General features: G+C 64.2%; 17 protein-coding genes. 8 read left to right on the top strand and 9 right to left on the bottom strand.

Going from position 1 to position 20,959, the window contains the following annotated elements:
• Window positions 1–144 precede the first annotated feature (144 nt).
• The 6 genes from NKJ20_RS17340 to lepA form a co-directional block, all read right to left on the bottom strand.
• Complete coding sequence (locus NKJ20_RS17340; protein ID WP_352745629.1) at window positions 145–2,316, bottom strand: malate synthase G; 2,172 nt, start codon at window positions 2,314–2,316, stop codon at window positions 145–147.
• Between the two features lie 137 nt (window positions 2,317–2,453).
• Entirely contained in the window at window positions 2,454–4,481 is a 2,028-nt protein-coding gene (locus NKJ20_RS17335; RefSeq protein ID WP_352745626.1) for a hydantoinase/oxoprolinase N-terminal domain-containing protein, read from the bottom strand.
• A 245-nt stretch (window positions 4,482–4,726) separates the two neighbouring features.
• Entirely contained in the window at window positions 4,727–5,350 is a 624-nt protein-coding gene (locus NKJ20_RS17330; protein ID WP_352457281.1) for a CDGSH iron-sulfur domain-containing protein, read from the bottom strand.
• Between the two features lie 426 nt (window positions 5,351–5,776).
• Window positions 5,777–6,151: a hypothetical protein gene (locus NKJ20_RS17325; RefSeq protein ID WP_352745623.1), complete on the bottom strand. Its 375-nt coding sequence runs from the start codon at window positions 6,149–6,151 to the stop codon at window positions 5,777–5,779.
• Window positions 6,152–6,435: 284 nt separating this feature from the next.
• Window positions 6,436–6,948 carry a hypothetical protein gene (locus NKJ20_RS17320; protein WP_352745621.1) on the bottom strand — a complete coding sequence of 171 codons (513 nt, stop codon included), beginning with the start codon at window positions 6,946–6,948 and terminating at the stop codon, window positions 6,436–6,438.
• A gap of 260 nt (window positions 6,949–7,208) precedes the next feature.
• Complete coding sequence (gene lepA / locus NKJ20_RS17315) at window positions 7,209–9,014, bottom strand: translation elongation factor 4 (RefSeq protein WP_352745618.1); 1,806 nt, start codon at window positions 9,012–9,014, stop codon at window positions 7,209–7,211.
• 158 nt (window positions 9,015–9,172) lie between these two features.
• Between lepA and NKJ20_RS17310 the strand changes: the two genes are divergently transcribed.
• The 4 genes from NKJ20_RS17310 (at window position 9,173) to msrA (ending at window position 12,356) form a co-directional block, all read left to right on the top strand.
• Window positions 9,173–10,237, top strand: a complete 1,065-nt coding sequence (locus NKJ20_RS17310) for a TadE/TadG family type IV pilus assembly protein (RefSeq protein ID WP_352745615.1) — start codon at window positions 9,173–9,175, stop codon at window positions 10,235–10,237.
• A gap of 213 nt (window positions 10,238–10,450) precedes the next feature.
• On the top strand, window positions 10,451–11,161 hold the full coding sequence (locus tag NKJ20_RS17305) for a DUF1223 domain-containing protein (protein ID WP_352745613.1): 711 nt from the start codon (window positions 10,451–10,453) through the stop codon (window positions 11,159–11,161).
• Between the two features lie 76 nt (window positions 11,162–11,237).
• Window positions 11,238–11,552: a hypothetical protein gene (locus tag NKJ20_RS17300; RefSeq protein WP_352745610.1), complete on the top strand. Its 315-nt coding sequence runs from the start codon at window positions 11,238–11,240 to the stop codon at window positions 11,550–11,552.
• 75 nt (window positions 11,553–11,627) lie between these two features.
• Window positions 11,628–12,356, top strand: a complete 729-nt coding sequence (gene msrA / locus NKJ20_RS17295) for a peptide-methionine (S)-S-oxide reductase MsrA (RefSeq protein WP_352745607.1) — start codon at window positions 11,628–11,630, stop codon at window positions 12,354–12,356.
• A 199-nt stretch (window positions 12,357–12,555) separates the two neighbouring features.
• Here msrA and NKJ20_RS17290 read toward each other — a convergent pair whose 3' ends face one another.
• From NKJ20_RS17290 to NKJ20_RS17280, 3 genes are all read right to left on the bottom strand, one after another.
• Complete coding sequence (locus NKJ20_RS17290) at window positions 12,556–15,090, bottom strand: mechanosensitive ion channel family protein (protein ID WP_352745604.1); 2,535 nt, start codon at window positions 15,088–15,090, stop codon at window positions 12,556–12,558.
• Window positions 15,091–15,192: 102 nt separating this feature from the next.
• A complete protein-coding gene (locus NKJ20_RS17285; protein WP_352457875.1) occupies window positions 15,193–16,197 on the bottom strand; it encodes a cytochrome d ubiquinol oxidase subunit II in 1,005 nt (334 codons plus the stop codon).
• Window positions 16,194–17,567, bottom strand: coding sequence for a cytochrome ubiquinol oxidase subunit I (locus NKJ20_RS17280; protein WP_352457876.1), 1,374 nt, complete (start codon window positions 17,565–17,567; stop codon window positions 16,194–16,196). The genes NKJ20_RS17285 and NKJ20_RS17280 overlap by 4 nt, the downstream gene beginning before the upstream one ends.
• A 263-nt stretch (window positions 17,568–17,830) precedes the next feature.
• Between NKJ20_RS17280 and NKJ20_RS17275 the strand changes: the two genes are divergently transcribed.
• The 4 genes from NKJ20_RS17275 (at window position 17,831) to NKJ20_RS17260 (ending at window position 20,872) form a co-directional block, all read left to right on the top strand.
• Entirely contained in the window at window positions 17,831–18,757 is a 927-nt protein-coding gene (locus tag NKJ20_RS17275) for an ABC transporter ATP-binding protein (protein WP_352457877.1), read from the top strand.
• A 14-nt stretch (window positions 18,758–18,771) separates the two neighbouring features.
• Complete coding sequence (locus NKJ20_RS17270; protein WP_352451914.1) at window positions 18,772–19,533, top strand: ABC transporter permease; 762 nt, start codon at window positions 18,772–18,774, stop codon at window positions 19,531–19,533.
• A 170-nt stretch (window positions 19,534–19,703) separates the two neighbouring features.
• Window positions 19,704–20,195 (top strand): MarR family winged helix-turn-helix transcriptional regulator, encoded by a 492-nt coding sequence (locus NKJ20_RS17265; RefSeq protein ID WP_352451845.1) that lies wholly within the window; start codon window positions 19,704–19,706, stop codon window positions 20,193–20,195.
• A complete protein-coding gene (locus NKJ20_RS17260) occupies window positions 20,192–20,872 on the top strand; it encodes a GNAT family N-acetyltransferase (protein WP_352457878.1) in 681 nt (226 codons plus the stop codon). The genes NKJ20_RS17265 and NKJ20_RS17260 overlap by 4 nt, the downstream gene beginning before the upstream one ends.
• The last annotated feature ends 87 nt before the right edge of the window (window positions 20,873–20,959 follow it).

Here is a 20,959-nt window from a genome sequence, read left to right as displayed (position 1 = left end):
TCGCTCCTTCGCTCAACTGCCTCTCCAAAGAATCCTTTCTCAGCCTAAACTCAACCCCAAAATCGCCATATGCGATTCCCCTGCCCTCGAGGGGGAGGGGGACGCCGGCGCTTACCCTTGGCCGGCGTGCATCGTGCTTTCGGTTCAGCCGTTATCCCGCGCCTTCAGCTCCAGCCGCCGTGCGTGCAGCACCGGCTCGGTGTAGCCGTTGGGTTGCACGCGCCCCTTGAAGACCAGGTCGCAGGCGGCGAGGAAGGCGATGGACTTGTCGAAATCCGGCGCCATCGGCCGGTAGAGCGGATCGCCTTGGTTCTGGCGGTCGACGATCGCCGCCATGCGTTTCATCGTCTCCATGACCTGCTCGGGCGTGCAGACGCGGTGATGGAGCCAGTTGGCGATGTGCTGCGAGGAGATGCGCAGCGTGGCGCGGTCCTCCATCAGACCGACGTCGTTTATGTCAGGCACTTTCGAACAGCCGACGCCCTGGTCGATCCAGCGCACGACATAGCCCAGAATGCCTTGCGCGTTGTTGTCGAGTTCCTTCTGGATGTCCGCCTGAGACCAGTTCGGCCGCACAGCGACCGGCACCGACAGGATGTCGTCGAGTTTTGCCTTGGGCCGGCTCTTCAGCGCCGCTTGCACGGCATGGACGTCGACCTTGTGATAATGGGTGGCGTGCAGCGTCGCCGCCGTCGGCGACGGCACCCAGGCGGTGTTGGCGCCGGCCTTGGGATGCGCGATTTTCTCGGCCAGCATCGCCGCCATAAGGTCGGGCATCGCCCACATGCCTTTGCCTATCTGGGCGTGGCCGGCCAACCCACATTCCAGCCCGATGTCGACGTTCCAGGCTTCGTAGGCGGCGATCCAGGCGGCCTGCTTCATGTCGCCCTTGCGGATCATCGGGCCGGCTTCCATCGAGGTGTGGATCTCGTCGCCGGTGCGATCGAGGAAGCCGGTGTTGATGAAGACGACGCGTTCTTTCGCGGCGCGGATCGCCTCCTTGAGGTTGACGGTGGTGCGCCGCTCCTCGTCCATGATGCCCATCTTGATGGTGTTTTTGGGCACGCCGAGCAGCGCCTCGACGCGGTCGAAAATCTCGACGGCGAAGGCAACTTCGTCGGGCCCGTGCATCTTGGGCTTTACGATGTACATCGAGCCGGCGCGAGAATTGGCGCGGCGCCCGTTCACGCCGATGTCATGCAGCGCGATCAGCGCCGTCAGCGCCGCATCCATGATGCCTTCCGGCACCTCGTTGCCGTCGCGGTCCGATATCGCCGGATTGGTCATAAGGTGGCCGACATTCCTGACCAGCATCAGCGAGCGGCCGGGCAAGGTCAGCGTGCCGCCATCGGGCGCTGTATAGGTGCGGTCGGGGTTGAGCCTGCGGACAAAGCTCTTGCCGGCCTTGGTGATCTCCTCCGCCAAGTCGCCCTTCATCAGGCCGAGCCAGTTGCGGTAGACCAGCACCTTGTCCTGCGCATCCACTGCGGCGATCGAATCCTCGCAGTCCTGGATGGTGGTCAGTGCCGATTCCAGCACGACATCGGCAATGCCGGCCGGATCGGTGCGGCCGATCTGGTTGTTGCGGTCGATGACGATTTCGATATGCAGGCCGTTCTTGGTGAGCAGCACGGCTTCGGGGTCGGCGGCATCGCCGCGATAGCCGGCAAACTGTCTGAGGTCGGCAAGCGTGGTGGCGCCGGCACCCTCGCCGAGCCGCAACATGCCGTTGGCGACCGAAAGCCCGTTGACGCCGGCCCATTTGCCTGTGGTGAGCGGCACCGCCTCGTCGAAGAAGCTTTTCACCCAGGCGACGACCTTGGCACCGCGCGCCGGATTGAATTTGTTGCCTCGCTCGGCGCCGGCCGTCTCCGGGATAGCGTCGGTGCCGTAGAGCGCATCGTACAGCGAGCCCCAGCGCGCATTGGCAGCATTCAGCGCATAACGCGCGTTCATCACCGGCACCACCAACTGCGGCCCGGCAACCAAAGCGATTTCCGGGTCGACATTTTCGGTGGTCACGCCGAACGCCGGCCCCTCGGGCAGCAGATAGCCGATCTCGCGGAGGAACGTCTTGTAGGCCTCCATGTCGACGGGCGCGCCATTGTCGCGATACCAGCGGTCGAGCTTGTCCTGCATGGCATCGCGCTTTTCGAGCAGCGCCCGGTTTTTTGGCGAGAGATCATGGACGATCGCCGAAAAACCGTTCCAGAATGCCTCCCCCTCGATGCCGGTGCCCGGCATCGCTTCGTTCACGACGAAATCATGAAGCTCGCGGGCAATCCGCAATCCGGCGATCTCGACGCGATCGGTCATCAGGGCTTCTCCAGGGCTTGGTCGGCTTGCCGGCCTCGGGCCTTTGACATGGCAAGGTTGTAGGGTCAACTCGGCCTAAGGTGAAGGTAGGGCGTTTTCGCTGCCGATCTCCCCCCTTGAGGGGGGCGATTACGCGCTCACACCGCAATCCTTGGCCGTCCCGACGCCACCGCCACGACATGCGCCTCGATGAACATGCGCTGGCCCTCTACGGTGGAGACGCGGAACTCGCTGGCGATTTCGATCTCGGCGCTGTCGGTGCCGGCGTCCTTAGCCCGCCCGGCGGCAATCGCCCGCACATCTTTCTCCGCTGCAGCCATCGCCGCTGCTTCGTCGTTGAAATCGCGCACGCTTTCACCGGAGGCGACGCGGAATAGCCCTTCCTTGGGCTGGCTGACCCGCGCCTTGGCCGATACCCGGACCTGGCCGACGACGGCGCCGAGCGCGTTGGCGACATCGGTATCCTGCGGCACCACGCATCGATTGCCGACCAGCTCGGTCAGGCCGGCATAATGCAGCGGCGCCGAGGCGCCGAGGCCGACCACCGGACGGTCGAGCGCGACGCTGAGCCGGGCGATGCCGGGATGCGCGTCGACGGCGCGCTGGACCAGGGCATGGGCGACGGTCGCAGCGCCATCCAGCCCGTCCTCGGCAAAGGCGGTCTCGAGGATGACTTCCGCCGACAGGCGGGTCAGCGCGGTCAGCACCCGTTCCGAGATCGCCTCCGGCGAGGCGGCGATGAACTGGCCGCGGCCGTCGCGCCTGCGCGCGAACAGCTCGGCACCCAGACGCGCCGCGGCCGCATCCCAATTGGCCTGCCTGCCCAGCACATGCGCGGCGTCCGACGGCGTGAAGCCGGCGACATGCACCAGCCCGCGCGACACCAGCCGGTTCAAGGTGGCGTTCTGGGCGTTCGAGGACAGCAATCTGTCGAGAGCCTGCGGCACGGCACCGATCAACTCGTAAAGCTTGGCTTCGGCACCGGTCAGTCCGGCCGCCAGCCGCTCCGGCACGCCGGTGCGCACAGCCAGCCGGCCATCCATGCGGCCGGGGTTGGGCGCGCGCAGCTGGCGTTCGAGCTCTGATGTGACGGCCTCGCCATGTATCATGCCGGCCAGCGCCAGCGGCACCAGGCGGCGCGGGCCGAGCAGGATTCTCGGATTGAGCACGCCGTCCTCCAGCGCCACTTCGGAATCGCCGCCGAGGCCAAAGGTGCGCATGGCGACGGCCTCGACCATGGTGCGGAACCCGCCGACGGTGGCGCCTTCCGGATCAAGCCGCGGCCGGCCCTTGTCGAGCACGGCAACGTCGGTGGTGGTGCCGCCGATGTCGGAGACCACCGCATTGTCGAGGCCGGTCATGTGGCGGGCGCCGACGAGGCTGGCGGCCGGGCCGGACAGGATGGTCTCGATCGGCCGCTGGCGGGCAAAGGCGGCCGAGACCAAAGCGCCGTCGCCGCGCACCACCATCAGCGGGGCGGCGATGTTGCGCGCGGCCAAAAAGCCTTCGGTTGCCGCGACCAGCCGGTCGATCATCGAGATCAGCCTGGCGTTGAGCAATGTCGTCAGCGCCCGGCGCGGGCCGCCGAGCTTGGCCGACAGTTCGTGGCTGGCGGTAACCGGCAGGCCGGTCCTGTCGCGGATCAGGTTCCGCGCGCTTAGCTCATGCGCCGGGTTGCGGGTGGCGAAATAGGCGCAGACGGCAAAGCCGGATACCGACTTTTCCAGTTCCGGCAAAGCTGCCTCCAGCCCGGAAAGATCGAGCGTTGCCGCATTGCCATGGACATCGTGGCCGCCGGGGCAGAACACCACCGGGTCGGTGCCGAGCGCCGCCTTCAGCCCGTCGCGGGCAAGGTCGCCTTCGGCAAAGCCAATCATCACCAGCGCCACGCGGCCGCCCTGGCCCTCGACCAGCGCATTGGTGGCTAGCGTCGTCGACATCGACACCAGTTTGATCGCTGCCGGGTCGGTGCCGGCCATTTCGAGCACCGCATCGACCGCGCCGGAGATGCCGACCGCCAGATCGTGCCGTGTCGTCAGCGCCTTGGCCTTTGCCAGCACCTTGCCGCTTGGCCCGCCGGCCTCCGACCACAGCACGGCGTCGGTATAGGTGCCGCCGGTGTCGATGCCGAGGAACAGGGGTGGCGATTTGGTCTTGGCGGTCATTGGCGGGTCCGGAGAATTCTCTTGCCCCGCCCCTTACCGGATATGAACGGGCCGATAAAGCCGCGATGGCTGGGCCAAGGCAGCGTAATCTCCCCCCTCGAGGGGGAGATGGCCGGCAGGCCAGAGGGGGTCGTCTCGCGTGGAGCCCCGGCATTCTCTGGCCGCGATGGCGTTGGCGTCAGGACGTACCGACCCCCTCTGTCGCCTTCGGCGACATCTCCCCCTCAAGGGGGGAGATCGCTAGGCTACCCCACAAACCCCACGCGCTTGTGCGAGCCATCGCAGAACGGCTTGTTGGCGGAGTGGCCGCAGCGGCAGAGGAAGGCGCGTTGCGTACGGTCGACCGTGTGGCCGGTGCCGGTGACGATTTCGACATTGCCTTCGAGCTTGAGCGGGCCGTTGGTCGTCGGCGTGACGGTGAGCGGGCCATCTCGCACTTCCAGCGCCGGCGTGTCCTTCAGCGCCGGCTCGCCGGTGGCGATGAAGCCCGTCTTGGCGTGGCTGCCGTCGCAGAACGGCTTGTTTTCCGAGGCGCCGCAGCGGCAGAGCGTGGCGCGGTAAGACGTTTCGCCGCCCAGCACGATCTCGGCATGCAGCGCCAGCGGACCGTTTTCCCTTATGCGCACAATGTTGACCACCGGCGGCTGTTCCTGCGGCCCGCCATCCTTGCGGATATAGGTGATGGCGCCGGACGGGCAGGCTTCGGCGAGCGCCACGATCTTCTCGACGCTGGCCGCCTCGGGGTGGATCCACTGGCCGGGCGCGTTGGGCACGAAAACATGCGGATCGCCAAGCACGCAGTTGCGCGAATGGATGCAACGTTTTCCCGAAAAGCCGATGTCGATGTTCTCGCCTTCGACCACTGCCATGGGTGGGTCTCCTGTCGGACTACGCTATGGCGACAGTCGGGACGACGTCAAGGCAGCATTCTCCCCCTCGTGAGGGCCGACCTCGGGCGCGGCGGTAAGGGAATTCGCATTTTTTGCTCGCAGCACCACATTTTGTTCTTGCTTTGTGCCGGCAGCTATGCTATTAATTTACGCATGGTGCCAATTGGCTCCAACGACCCGCCCGCCGAGGCGGGTTTTTTGTTTCAGCTTTGAATTCCGTTGCCGGCCTGCACTCGCGGGACGGCCCTCTCCCCCCTCGAGGGGGAGATGGTCGCGCAGCGGCCAGAGGGGGTCGGCACGACCGGACTCGGCCTACTACTGCAGAACAGGTTGGCGCTCTATGCGCGGCGACCCCCTCTGTCGCCTTTGGCGACATCTCCCCCTCAAGGGGGGAGATCTGCCACGTCACGGAACCAGATCGATTTCCTCGGTCTCGCCGCCACTGCAGGTGTAGCAGCAATCGTCGCACTTTTCCGTATTGCCGGGGCCGACGCCCCAATAGGTGTTCTCGTCGCCGTCGACCCAGGCGCCGTAGCAGATCGATTCGCCGTCACTGCAGGACAGCGGGATCGACTTGGTCTCGCCATCGTTGAGATAGTAATCCTGATTGTTGCCCGGCCAGACATGATCGCGGTCCTGGCTGTAGAGCTCGACGCGCATGGCGTTCGGATGGCTGTTCTTGATCTCGAAGGTGACATCGCCGGCATGCGCGACGGGCGCAAACAGCGTGACAATGAACAGCGACGCGGCGACGCGGCGCGCGAAAGCGTAGGACGACATGATGATTTCCCCCCGGAATGAAGCGGCCTGCCCGGCCGCGAGGGGGAACATGGCATGGCGGCGGGATGGGTGGAAGGGGGTGCGCCATTTGCACATCGCGAAAGGCGCAGCGTTGCCAAGGAAGACCCCTCTCCGGCCGCTTCGCGGCCACCTCTCCCCGCTTGCGGGGCGAGGAACCCAAGTCTAGCGAGGGCGCGGCTTCGCGGCTGGCGTTTCCTCGCCCCCACAAAGTGGGGGAGAGGTGGTTTGCGCAGCAAACCGGAGAGGGGGCGGTCCGACCGGACTCAACGCCCGGGCTTCAGCAGCGTCCAGATCCAGCCGATGAATGTGAGCACCAGGAAGGGATATCCGGCAGCGGGCAGCGGCTCCGAGGTCGGCAGCAACGGCGCCCCCCACAGGATCAGGCCCGCCGACGCAACAAACAGCAAGGCGGCGACGAGAGCCGTGAGCCGCATCCACAGCGCGAAGGTTTTCGGCGCGCTGACCATGACCAGCGCAGCCGCCCAAAGCGAGATACCGCCGACATAGGAGGGCACGCTGGCCTCAAGCCCGGCCGCATTGCCGGCCAGCAGCAGGCTTTCGCCGGCGAGAAAGGTCAAAAATCCAGCCGCCACCCAGTCATTGCCCTGCCGCTGATACTTCATCGTCAGCAGCGCGGTCGCCACCACGAGCGCCACGCCGTCGATCGTCCAGAGCGTTTCGCGAAGGGGCGCGCTCTCGACGAAGGTGCCGGCGAGTCCGAAAGCGCCGCCGATAGCGAGGCCGATCGCGGCGACGAGGTCCAGAGTGGAGCGCATGTGATGTCTCCCCCGAAGCCGCAAGGATACTTCAAGGCGGGACATTCTCCAATGATGGTCCGCTGTCCTGAAGGGGTCGCAATGGCCGGCGCGTATCCAGCTTGCTGACCGGTCGCACGCTTCTGCCCAATCTCCACCATGCAGCTTCAGCGCCGCGCTGGCGAGTGGCCCGCTGCTTCCGGCAGCTCCCCCGCTTTCGAAGCCAAGCCATCGATCCACTGGATCGATGGCCTGGCGCGCTGTGCGCGCCAACCGGCTTCTCAATCGCCCATCTTCAGCGCCTGGATAAACGCCTCCTGCGGGATGTCCACCTTGCCGAACTGGCGCATCCGCTTCTTGCCCTCTTTCTGCTTGTCGAGCAGCTTGCGTTTGCGTGAGACGTCGCCGCCGTAGCATTTGGCCGTGACGTCCTTGCGCAGCGCCGAGATGGTCTCTCGGGCGATGACCTTGCCGCCGATCGCCGCCTGGATCGGGATCTTGAACAGATGATGCGGGATCAGCTCCTTCAGCTTCTCGCACATCTGGCGGCCGCGCTTTTCCGCCGCCGTACGGTGGACCAGCATCGACAGCGCATCGACCGGCTCTTCGTTGACCAGGATCGACATCTTGACCAGGTCGCCTTCCTTGTAGTCGGTGAGGTGATAGTCGAAGGAGGCGTAGCCCTTGGAGATCGACTTCAGCCGGTCGTAGAAGTCGAAGACCACCTCGTTGAGCGGCAGATCGTAGATCAGCATGGCGCGTTTGCCGACATAGGAGAGGTCGGCCTGAATGCCGCGCCGGTCCTGGCAGAGCTTCAGGATGCCGCCGAGATAGTCGTCGGGGGTGAGGATGGTGGCGCGGATCCACGGCTCCTCGATGGCCGAAATCTTGACCACGTCGGGCATGTCGGCTGGGTTGTGCAGTTCCTTGACCGAGCCGTCGTTCAACAGCAGGCGGTAGACGACGCTAGGTGCGGTGGCGATGAGATCGAGATTGAACTCGCGCTCCAGCCGCTCCTGGATGATTTCGAGATGCAGCAGCCCGAGGAAGCCGCAGCGATAGCCGAAGCCGAGCGCGGCGCTGGTTTCCATTTCAAAGGAGAAGGAGGCGTCATTGAGGCGCAGCTTGCCGACAGCGGCGCGCAGATCCTCGAAATCGGCGGCGTCGACCGGGAACAGGCCGCAGAACACCACCGGCTGTGCCGGCTTGAAGCCGGGCAGGGCTTGCGCCGTCGGGCGCTTGTCCTCGGTGATGGTGTCGCCGACGCGGGTGTCGGCAACCTCCTTGATCGAGCCGGTGAAGAAACCGAACTCGCCGGGGCCGAGCTCGTCGACATTGATGCGGGCAGGCGTAAAGACGCCGGTGCGCTCGACCAGGTACCTGGCGCCAGTGCCCATCATGCGGATGGTCTGGCCCTTCTTCAGCACGCCGTCGATGATGCGGACCAGCACGATGACGCCGAGATAGGCGTCGTACCAGCTGTCGACCAGCATCGCCTTCAGCGGGGCCGTGATGTCGCCCTCGCGCGGCGGCGGCAGATCGTTGACGATCGCTTCCAGCACGTCGGGAATGCCTAGCCCGGTCTTGGCCGAGATCAGCACGGCGTTGGAGGCGTCGATGCCGATCACCTCCTCGACCTGTTCGCGGATGCGCTCGGGCTCGGCGGCGGGCAGGTCGACCTTGTTCAGCACCACGACGATCTCATGGTTGTTGTCGATCGCCTGGTAGACATTGGCCAGCGTCTGCGCCTCGACGCCTTGCGAGGCGTCGACGACCAGCAGTGAACCTTCGCAGGCAGCGAGCGAGCGCGACACTTCATAGGCGAAGTCGACATGGCCGGGCGTGTCGATCAGGTTGAGGATATAATCCTGGCCATTGTTGGCGTGGTACTTCAGCCGCACCGTCTGCGCCTTGATGGTGATGCCGCGCTCGCGCTCGATGTCCATCGAGTCCAGCACCTGCTCCTTCATGTCGCGCAGCTCCAGCCCGCCGGTCGACTGGATCAGCCGGTCGGCAAGCGTGGATTTGCCATGGTCGATATGGGCAACGATGGAGAAGTTGCGGATGTTTTTGATCGGCGTGGTCATGCGGCGCGCTTTAGCAGGGGCACGCTACATCGGCAAGCGGCGGGGCGCGGGTGCGGCGGCGGGGCGGCAAAGTCGTTAAACTTTGATCCATGAGATTAGAGCATAGTTCGCGCCCGGCGTGATAGCCCACCGGTCTATCGCCGTTCGGGGGGATCGGAATGCCGTTGTCAGCACGCAAATTTCTCAAATCGGTGAGCGGCTCGTTCGCGCCATTGCTCGCCATCATGCTTATCCCGATGGTTGCCGCATTGGGTTTTTCCATAGACTATACCTCTGCGGTTTCAACCAGGGTATCGATGCAGAACGCCCTCGATGCAGCGTCGCTGTCGATCACGACGCTTGCGACGGACACCTCACTGGCGGACCGCCAGGTAAAACTGCAGGAGGCATACCTGGCCAATGGCGGGCAAGGCACGGCCAAGCTCGACAGCTTCGTCGTCGCCACCGACGGCGCCGCCAGCATCAAGGCTTCGGCCGGCTTTGCCATGCCGACGAATTTCATGCAGATCGCCAGGATCAACACGGTGCAGGTCGGCGTTGCGTCGGCAGTGACAAAGCGGCCGGCATTGGTGCAAGCCACGTTCAAGGTGACCAAGATCTCGGGCTGGTGGGGCAAGACAATGACGCTCTACGGCACCAAATTCGGGGACACGGTGGCCAACAAGCTGATGAAGATCACCTACACATACAACGGTTATGGCGATCCGAAAGGCTATGGCACGGCGACCGTCTCCACCATCAACGGAGCGACGATCACTATGGTCCAACAGCAGGTGTGTACGACCACCACGGTGCTCAGCTTCTACGGCTTGCCTAGCACCACGATCGTCCAGACCGACTCATACGGCAGGAAATACGCGACCACCTGTGTCAACACAATGTATCCCGCGACCGGTGCCGGCGCGGTGATCGACGTCAGCCAGATGGACCAGCTATATCTGCAGATGGATGTCCCGTCAGGCAATCCAACGGTGCTCAAGTCGAACGATCCGGCAACATCGAACCGCCTCTACGCGAACGGCGTCGAGATCGCCAGTGGCCAAACGGTCGATATCTTCACGCTGGTGCCGTGCGGCCAGACCAGCACACAAGCGTGGGAAGACGGGGGATCATCGGTGCCGACATCTCCGACCATCACCGATTCCAACGCCGACTTTTTCTACACAGTAACCGGCAAGTGCGCCTTCAATCAGCGGGCATCGGAAACGCTGTTGACACAATAGGCCGCCGCAGCTGAGTGCGAGGGCAAGTCGCCCGCTTAGGCTGCAGTCCATCACACCGCCGCCCCGGTCACACCGGGTGGCGTGTTGGTTGCGAGCGACCGTCTTCCCTTCGCCCCCTGTGGGAGAGCTGCGAACGATCACGAAGCGGTGATGCTGTAACGAACCGTGTGTCGGCGGCGAAGTGTGGACATGGAACCGCACAGGAGAACAGCGATGACCGGATCGGAACGAAGCACAGCCCTGATGGGGCTCGCCGCGGCACTGTTTTCCGCGACTGTGCTGTCGGCAACCAGCGCGGCCGCCGGCCAGACGATGACCGTCGTCGAGCTGTTCACCAGCCAGGGCTGCTCGTCCTGTCCGCCGGCCAACGCCAATCTGATCAAGGTCAAGGACCGGCCCGGCGTGCTGGCGCTGTCCTTCAACGTCACCTACTGGGACTATCTCGGCTGGAAGGACACATTCGGCAAAGAAGAATTCACGCAGCGCCAGGTCCGCTATGAACCGTCGCTCGGCCGTTCCGGCCCGTTCACGCCGCAAGTGGTGGTCAACGGCAGGGCCGATGCCGTCGGCGCCAGGCCGGGCGAGATCGAGCAGCTGATTTCGAGCGGCGGCCACGATGACGGACCTTCGTTGTCGCTCGCCGGCGGGAAGGTCAGCATCGGCGCCGGTCCGGTGCCCGGCGGCAGGGCCGACGTCTGGCTGGTGCGTTATGGCAAGGGCGTCGTCGAGGTGCCGGTGGCGCGCGGCGAAAACACCGGCCGCACGCTGCCGCACGCCAATGTCGTGCATTCGCTGACCAGGCTGGGCAGTTGGACCGGCGACGCCACCGCACTGCCGCTGCCGGCGGCGACGGGCGGCCTCAGCACAGCGGTGCTGGTGCAGGTGCCGGGCGGCGGGCCGATCCTTGCTGCCGCTACGAACTAGAAACCCTGCCGAAATTTTCACAACGCGCAGCGGCGTCGCCGCATGCAGTCAACCTGCCAAACCCAAGGAGATCATCATGACCAATCGTTTGACCAATCGCCCGACTCTGGCGGCACTCGCCTTCGCACTTTGCTCGACGGCGCTGTTCGCAGGAGGCACGGCGCGGGCCGAAGATGCGATGAAGCCGGCGATGGCGACAAACGTCATGAAGCCGGCAACGGATGCCATGAAGCCGGCCGGCGCCATGGCGGCTGACGCGATGGCCACGACTGCGATGAGGGCGGGCGATCCGATGAAGGCCGACTGCATGAACAAGGCCGATGCCGAGACGGACGCCATGAAGAAGGCAGAGGCGACCAAGGCCTGCGATGCCATGGCTCCGGCCAAATAGGCGATGCGCACAGCAATGTGAGAGCCCGGCGGACCTATCCGTCGTATAATCCACCACCATCATGGGAGATCAGACATGACCGGAGCCCTGAAACGATCGTCGATTTTCGCAAAGGCAGCGCTTGCCGCGCTCATCCTCACGGCCGCCGCGGCCGTGTTCTGGCAGACGCCGGCAGTTTCGGCCGAAGACGCGGTGGTGATCCCGCCGCCGGCAATGGACGAGAAGGCCACCGCCGGCACCGAAAAGGCGGTCTTTGCCGGCGGCTGCTTCTGGGGCGTGCAAGGCGTGTTCCAGCACGTCAAGGGCGTCACCAGCGCCGTTTCCGGCTATGCCGGCGGCGACAAGGACACGGCCGTCTATGAAATGGTCGGCACCAGCCGGACGGGCCATGCCGAATCCGTCGAGATCACCTACGAGCCGTCCGAGGTGACCTACGGCCAGCTGCTGCAGGTGTATTTCTCGGTGGCGCACAACCCGACGCAACTGAACTACCAGGGTCCGGACAGCGGCACCCAGTACCGTTCGACGATCTTTGCCGAAAACGACGCACAGAAAAAGATCGCCGAAAGCTACATCGCCCAGCTCGACAAGGCCAAGGTGTTTCCCAAGCCGATCGTGACGACGCTGGAGACCGGCAAGACCTTCTATCCGGCCGAGGACTATCACCAGGACTTTCTGACGCTCAACCCGACCTATCCCTATATCGTCTACAACGATCTGCCCAAGGTCGAGAATCTGAAGCGGCTCTTCCCCAACCTCTACCGCGAAAAGCCGGTACTGGTGCTGGCCGCCAGCAAGAGCTGAGTTTTGCGGCGGGGCTTGCTGATCTCCCCCCTTGAGGGGGAGATGGCCGGCAGGCCAGAGGGGGTCGGTTCGGTTGGCGCGACGCGGTCCGGCATATCGAGGAAGACGAAGCTGGCACTCCACACGCGGCGACCCCCTCTGTCGCTTTCAGCGACATCTCCCCCTCAAGGGGGGAGATCAGCAGTTTCCGCGCTTCGCACTACTCCCCCTTTTTCCAGGGCAGGCTCCAGCGCACCTTCTCCAGCGTCGCCTTTGCCTCGGCCGAGTCCGGGTCGGGCTCTGTCTCGCGATAATGCGCCGAGCCCTCAGGCGGGTAGGCAAGTGTGTTGTTGAGGGCGAATTTGTCGATCTGGCTGAAGTCGGGGAAAGGCAGGTTTTGCGCCTCGCGCCAATCGCTGACCCTTTTCTCCGCGGCGATGCGTTTTTCGTCGTCGACCGGAAGGTCGGTGGCTCTGTATTCCAGTGACGAAGGGAAGGCGAACTGCGCGCCGGCATCATCCATGATGTTGATCATGGACAACAGGATGTCCTCGCGGATGGCTTGAAAATCGGCCACGTCGGCGGTTTTGATATAAGTGAACACGTCGATATCGAGCGAATAGGCGCCGAAGCCGACAAAGCGCACGCGGCACGGCTCGTCGATAACGCGCGGATGGGCGATCAGCAGCTTGCGCAGCTCGGCCAGGACGTAACGTAGCTGATCGGGCGTCGTCTCGTAGCGCAGCTGCAGCGTCGCCGCGAACCGGGTGCGGTCGCGATGGGCGTAGTTCTCGATCTGCATGCCGGCGAAATCCGAGTTCGGCACCGAGATGATCGTGCGGTCGAGCGACCGGATGCGCGTCGAGCGCATGCCGATATGCTCGATCGTGCCGGACTGGTCGCCGAACTTGCAGAAGTCGCCGACGCTGACCGGCCGGTCGGCATAAAGCGTCAGGCCGGAGAGGAAGTTCTGCAGCGTCGGCTGCGCGGCCAGCGCCACCGCCAGACCGCCGATGCCGAGACCGGCAATGACGCCTTCGTAGGGGATGGCGAGCACTTCGGCCAGCAGCAGGAAGGCGACGACCAGCACGGCGACGCGCGCCACGCCGGTGGACAGCGAAATCAGCGTGTCGTGATAGCCGGGCACCTGCCACAGTCCACGGTAATGGTCGGCGACCTTGCCGATCAGGTGCCAGACCACCGGCACGGCGCCAATCACGACCAGGCTCCAGGCGATTGCCTTGACCGGGGCGGCGACCACTTGCGGCAGACCGAGCGGGCGCAGCGTCAACAGCAGGAAGAAGCCAAGCACGATCGAGCGCACCGCCCATTCGACAATGCGGAAGAAGGCCGGGCTGTCCGTCCTTCGCACAAGCAAGGAAATCAGCGCATTGGCGATGAAGCCGAAGAGGATGCCGGCCAGTGCGGCAAGGCCGAGCATCGACCATTGCCAGCGCTCCATCGGGCCGGCGCGGGTAAGCAGGCCGGGGCTGATCTCGCGGGCGAGGCCACGGGCGATGAAGAACGGGTCGGTGCTGGCGAAGGCGGCGAATTCCGGCGCCACCGGCACGTCTTCGACATCGGCGTAGAGCGCGCGGATGTGGGCGAGCGTCTCGGGCGTGAACTGCCAGATCTTGCCCTTCTCAGTCTCGACCGGGCCGATGACGATGTTGCCGGCGGGATGCTCGAAATAGACGAAGGGGGTGTTGCTCTTCGGATCGTCGGGGATCTCCTGCCAATAGACGTAGCCGATGCGGTCGATGACCTTTTTGAGATAGCGCTCGAGCAGGAACGCCTCGTCGCCACGCACCGCCTGACTGTAGTTGCGCAGGTCGAGCGCCGCCTGGGCCGGGTCGCCGGCTTCGGTGAGGCCGCTCAACAGTACCTTGAACGTGTCGCGCGGCGAGGCGAGCCTGCTCGGATCGTCGACCATGTCGACGGCTTCGCCACGCGCTTCCTGGAATTCGGCGAGCTTGGCCTGGAGCTGGGCAAGTGGCGGCCCGACGATGAACCAGTCGCCATTCTTGCGACGAACAGTGACGTCGAAGGAGATCCTGGTTCCGTATTGCGGCAGCGTCGACGTCACCTCGTCTCCGGAAATCGCATCATGCGGCAGGCTCCACAGACGGAACGTCGCGTTGTCGATGACGGTGAACAGAAGCTTGGTGTAATCGGGCATGTTGAGGCCGCCGCGGTCGGCCTCGGTGACGTCGACGAGACCCGCTGCCAGACCGGCAAGACCCATGCCGCCGCCGGTGGCGCGCGGCACGTTGTCGGCGCCGCTCTCGTTCATCGTCTGCAGGAACGAGCGCATGGTGCTCATCGGGCTCGACTGGTCGACGCGGACGTCCTCGACGGCGCTGACGCGCACGCCTGTCCACCATTCGGCGGTGGCGGCGTCGAAGCGGCCCATGAAGCTGCCGCCGTCGGGCGATTGGACGAAGGTGAAGGCGCCCTGGCGGGCGCCTTCGAACCAGTGGCCGACAAGCTTGTCGCCTTCGGCCTTGGCCTCGATACGGCCGTTATAAAGCGGGTACATGCCCTTTACGTCAGTGCCCGTCTGCTCGAACTTGATCTGGGCGCCGCCGCCGCGCCACTTCGTGTCCCACACGCCCGTCCAGTTGGCCGCGTCCTGGGCATGCGCCTGCGGCATGGCCGGCAGCAGGCCGGCAAGCGCGAGTGCGCCGATCAGCGCGACCGTCCGGATCAGCAAAAGCAGCAGCCGATCCTGTCCTGCCGCAGAAAAGGGGGTCATTCTGTTGCCCTTCTTCTTGCCGGCGATTCTGCTGGGCCGGCCAGAGAAGGTTATTCCGCTTGAAGATGAATATTCTGTTTCAGGCGGCGGCGACGATGCCGGTCAGTCATAGGTCAGGTCCGTCGCCTTGCCGGCGAATACCCGGTAGGCAAAGAACGAATAGAAGATGATGATCGGCAACACGACGACCGTCCCGACCAGGATGACGGCCAGGCTTTCGGGTGCCGAAGCAGCCTGCCAGATGGTCAGCCGGTCGGGCACCACGAAGGGGTAGAACGACCAGGCGAGGCCGGCAAAGCCGAGCGTGAAGATCGCGGCCAATGTCAGGAACGGGAGCAGCGCGTGGCGGTCGCCGGGTTTCGGCAGATGGAAGGTCTGGCGCCACAGCCACAGGAACAGCACTGCCGACAGGATCGGGAGCGGCGACAAATAGAGCATGGCCGGCCAGACGAACCATTTGTCGAAGATGCGCGCGCTGGCAAAGGGCGTGGCCAGCGATACCGCGACCATGCCGAGCGCGGTCAGCACCAACGCCGTGCGCAGCCACAGCACCGCCTTCTTCTGCAGATCGCCTTCGGTCTTATAGATGACCCAGGCCGCGCCCATCGCCGCGTAGGCCGCGGCAAGGCAGAGCGCCACCAGTGCGCCGAAAGCGACGCCGCCAGGGCCGACGTCGAGGCCGAGCACATAGACGCCGAGCATATAACCTTGCGCCAGCGACGCGATGACCGAGCCGAGGAAAAAGATGCGGTTCCAGCGGTGCTTCCTGCCGGCAGGCACCTTGGCGCGGAAATCGAAGGCGACGCCGCGCAGGATCAAGCCGACCAGCAGCACGAAGACCGGAATGTAGAGCGCCGTCAGGATGGTGCCGTGCGCCAATGGGAAGGCGACCAGCAGCAAGCCGACCGCCAGCACCAGCCAGGTCTCGTTGGCGTCCCAGAACGGGCCGATGGCGGCGATCATCGTATCCTGCTCGGTGTCTTCGGCCGCGGCGAACAGGATGCCGATGCCGAGATCGAAGCCGTCGAGGATGACGTAGATCAGGATAGCGAGGCCCATCAGGCCGGCGAAGATCAGAGGCAGCAGGGTCGGCCAGTCGACGCTCATGATGTTTCTCCTGGTTGCGCAACCGGCTGCGACAGCGGCCTGTTCATGACGCCCGGCAGCGGCGAGGTGTCACCATCCTTCGCCGCCTTCAATGCCAGATGCACCAACACGCCGAGATAGGCGATCAAGAGCAGCACATAGAGGATGAGATAGACCGCGAGCGACAGCGCGACATGGCTGCCGGCGACGGGGCCGACGGCATCGGCGGTACGCAGCACGCCGGTGACCAGCCAGGGCTGGCGGCCGATCTCGGTGGTGTACCAGCCGGCCAGCGTCGCCAGCCAGCCGGACAGCGCCATCGGCACCATGATCAGCGCCAGCGGCTTTGGCAGGCTGTGGCGGCGCTTGAGGAAGAAGGCCGCCGACCAGGATACGCCGAGCATCAGGAGGCCGGTGCCGACCATGATGCGAAAGCCCCAGAACACCGGAAATACCGGGGGATGGTTGCCGGCATAATCGTTCAGCCCCGGTACGATGCCGCCGGCGCTGTGCCTGAGGATGAGGCTGGCGCCATCGGGAATGGTGAGCTCGAACCTGTTCTCCTTGGCCGCTTCATCGGGAAGCGCAAACAGCACCAGCGGCACGTTGGGACCGGTGTTCCAGTTGGCCTCCATCGCGGCGATCTTCTGCGGCTGGTGTTCCAGCGTGTTGAGGCCGTGCTGGTCGCCGGCAAAGATCTGGATGGGAATCAGGATCGCGGCGGTGAAGACGCCGGTGCGCAAGGCCTTCCACATCGATTCCGAGCGATCGCCGTAGAGATAGCGGAGCGCCGACAGGCCGGCGACCAGGAACGAGACGGTCAGCCCCGAAGCAAGCAGCATATGGACGAGCCGGTAGGGCATGGACGGATTGAAGACAACGGCCCACCAGTCGGTGGCGTGCGCTACACCATCGCGCATCTCGAAGCCGGCCGGCGTCTGCATCCACGAATTGAGTGCGATGATCCAGAAGGCGGACAAGGTGGTGCCGCCAGCCACCAGCACCGTCGCCAGCGTGTGGACGCGGTTCGAGACGCGGCGGAAGCCGAACAGCATGATGCCGAGGAACGCCGCCTCGAGGAAAAAGGCGGTCAGGATCTCGTAGGCCAGCAGCGGGCCGGCAATGTTGCCGACCGTCTCCATATAGCCCGGCCAGTTGGTGCCGAACTGAAAACTCATGGTGACGCCGGAAACCACGCCCATGGCGAAGGACAGCGCGAATACCTTAACCCAGGTGAAATAAGCGCGCATCCAGGCGGAATCGTTTGTCGCGTTGTAGCGGAGCTTGAAGAACAGCAGCACCCAGCCGAGCGCGATGGTGATCGCCGGGAACAGGATGTGGAACGAGATGTTCGCGCCGAACTGTATGCGCGACAGAATGAGCGGGTCCATGGCGGCTCCGGCTGCTGCTTGTTTGTTGAAGGATAGGCTTGATGCACCGGACGGTCAAAGCGGCGTCCCGCCGCGAGGCGGAACGCCGCAGTGCGGTTAATCTGCTTTTACGTGGAATTTGGCTGGACGACCGGGCAGGTGTTGCCTATTCCGGCGAACCTCGATGGTCCAGAACTGTCAGGAGCGCCATTGACATCCGGATTTGCGAACCGACATTCAGCGGATTAAATCAACAACTCTGTTTCAAGCAGTCGTTTTCAGCCATGCAGCCGATCATCTCGATTTCCGGGGTCACCAAGACCTACGCCACCGGCTTCAAGGCGCTGAAGGAGATCAATCTCGACATCGTGCGCGGCGAGATCTTTGCGCTGCTCGGGCCGAATGGCGCCGGCAAGACAACGCTGATCTCGATCGTCTGCGGCATCGTCAACCGCTCGTCGGGTTCCGTCACCGTCGACGGCCATGACATCAACCGCGACTACCGCGCCGCGCGCAGTCTGATCGGGCTGGTGCCGCAGGAACTGACCATCGACGCCTTCGAGAGCGTGTGGGCGACGGTCAACTACAGCCGCGGCCTGTTCGGCAAGCCGGCGGACAAGGCGTTCGTCGAAAAGGTGCTGCGCGACCTGTCGCTCTGGGACAAGAAGGACGCCAAGGCGATCACGCTGTCCGGCGGCATGAAGCGCCGGCTGATGATTGCCAAGGCGCTGTCGCACGAGCCGCGCATCCTGTTCCTCGACGAACCGACGGCAGGCGTCGATGTCGAGCTGCGCCAGGACATGTGGGCGATGGTGCGCCGGCTGCGCGAAGACGGCGTCACCATCATCCTGACCACGCATTACATCGAAGAAGCCGAGGCGATGGCCGACCGCGTCGGCGTCATCAACCGCGGCGAGATCGTGCTGGTGGAGGACAAGGCCGAGCTGATGCGCAAGCTTGGCCGCAAACGGCTTGTGCTGGAACTGCGCAGTCCCCTGGCCACCGTTCCCGATACTTTTTCGCACTACGCGCTGGAGCTTTCGCCGGATGGCGGACAGCTGACCTATACTTATGACAACCAGAGCGAACGGCCGGGCGTCGCCTCGCTGATCCGCGAGCTCGAGGCGGCCGGCATCCAGTTCCGCGACATCGATACGGAAAACAGCTCGCTCGAGGAGATCTTCGTCAATCTGGTGAGGAAACCGGCATGAACCCGCGCGCGGCCATGAATCTTCATGCGGTATGGGCGATCTATCGGGTGGAGATGGCGCGCGCCCTTCGCACTGTGCTGCAGAGCATCGTTTCGCCGGTCATTTCGACGTCGCTCTATTTCGTCGTCTTCGGTTCGGCCATCGGCTCGCGCATCACCGAGATCGACGGCATCAGCTACGGCGCCTTCATCGTACCGGGGCTGATCATGCTGTCGCTGCTGACGCAATCGATCTCCAACGCCTCTTTCGCCATCTATTTTCCGAAATTCGTCGGCTCGATCTACGAATTGCTGTCCGCGCCGGTGTCCTATCTGGAGATCGTCATCGCCTATGTCGGGGGCGCGGCGACAAAGTCGATCGTGCTTGGCCTGATCATCCTGGCGACGGCCTCGCTGTTCGTGCCGCTGACGATCGAGCATCCGTTCTGGATGCTCGCCTTCCTGGTGCTGACGGCGGTGACCTTCAGCCTGTTCGGCTTTATCATCGGCATCTGGGCGAAGAGCTTCGAGCAGCTGCAGCTCGTGCCGCTGCTGATCATCACGCCGCTGACCTTCCTCGGCGGCAGCTTCTATTCGATCAACATGCTGCCCGGCATCTGGCGCACGGTGACGCTGTTCAACCCGGTGGTCTACCTGGTCAGTGGGTTCCGCTGGAGCTTCTACGGCAAGTCCGACGTTTCAGTCGGCGTCAGCCTCGGCATGACGGTGGTCTTCCTGCTCATCTGCATAGCGATCGTCGCCTGGATCTTCAGGACCGGCTACCGGCTGCGCAACTGATCGAACGGGCCTCGTCCAGGCGAAGCAGCCTTATCGATCGACCTTTCCTTGCCGAAGGCGACATAGGCCTGCGCACGATGCCTGGAACTCGCGCTTGAACGCCTCGATCTTGCTTTTCATGCATTGTTATATATCATGTTATCGATGTTCACGGGGATGAAAATTGACCTATGGAAGACGTCATACGATCGCTTGGCTTCCTGTGCCTGGGCAGCAGGCTGAAGCGTATAGGCGAGCAACTGCAAGCGGAGGCGCAGCGCCTGCTCGACAGGCTGGATGTCCCGGTTCAGGCGAGCCAATACCCGCTGCTGGCCGCGCTCGACAGGCTGGGCCCACTGCCGGTCGGGGAACTGGCGCAATCCCTTGGGATCGCGCAGCCGGGTGTGACGCGAACCGTCTCGCTTCTGGCCGGATTGGGATTGCTCGAGGTCAGTCCGTCGAACGATGACCAGCGGCGCAGGATCGTCTCGCTTACTCGGGACGGCCGGCGGCTGGTCGATGTCGCAAAGCGCGACGTCTGGCCTTGCATCGAGAACGTGGTCGCGGATTTGTGCGCAGGTTTTTCGGGGCCGCTTCTTGAGCAGCTGGCTGCCATCGAGGACGGCCTCGCCGCTGCCCCTCTCGACCGTCGTGTAAATAAGCCTGAGGGTGCCGCGCAATGAGACATCTGCTCGACCGCCCTATCTGGAGCGCGCTTCAGACGCGACATCGGGCCTTCGCGGAGGGTGACAACCTCGCCATGCGATATCGGCCGTCGATCGTCCCTTTCGCCGCCACTGGCGCGGACGACCCGGAAAGCCTGCGGGCGCTCGAAAACCTTGTCTCCCCGGGCGAGAGTGTGATCCTGCTTCAAGCGGACGCGATTGCTCTGCCCACGGGGCTTTCCGCGACTTCGACCGCAGCCGGGGTTCAGATGATCGCCGAGCAGCCATTGCAGATCGTCTCCGACCCGCGCGTGCATCGTCTGACCCGAGACGATGCTGCTGAGATGCTCGCCCTGGCATTGCTCACCAAGCCTGGCCCATTCACGCTCGAAGCCTTGAGCCTGGGCGATTTTTGGGGTGTGAAAATCGAGGGCAGGCTTGCGGCAATGGCCGGCGAGCGCATGAAGCAACCTGGTTATACCGAACTCAGCGGGGTGTGCTCACATCCGGAATTTCGCGGCGGTGGCCTAGGAAAGCTGCTGTCCCTATTCGTGGCAAACCGGATAGTGGCGCGCGGCGAAGTTCCCTATCTCCACGCCTATGCCAGCAACGCCGCGGCCATAGCGTTATACGAGTCCATCGGCTTCAGGTTGCGAAGCACAATGAATGTCGCCGTGGTTCAGCGCAGCGAATGATTAGTCGGCGTATGATGCGCAGCATGGATGCATCCGCGCATCGGAAAAGGAAGGATTTCGTGTCGCCGAAATCCTTCCTTGAGACTG

The organism is Mesorhizobium sp. M0185 (assembly GCF_040322175.1).
Taxonomy (GTDB): Bacteria; Pseudomonadota; Alphaproteobacteria; order Rhizobiales; family Rhizobiaceae; genus Mesorhizobium.
The sequence above is the reverse complement of the archived record's forward strand: the minus strand, read 5'-3'. Positions and strand labels throughout refer to the sequence as shown.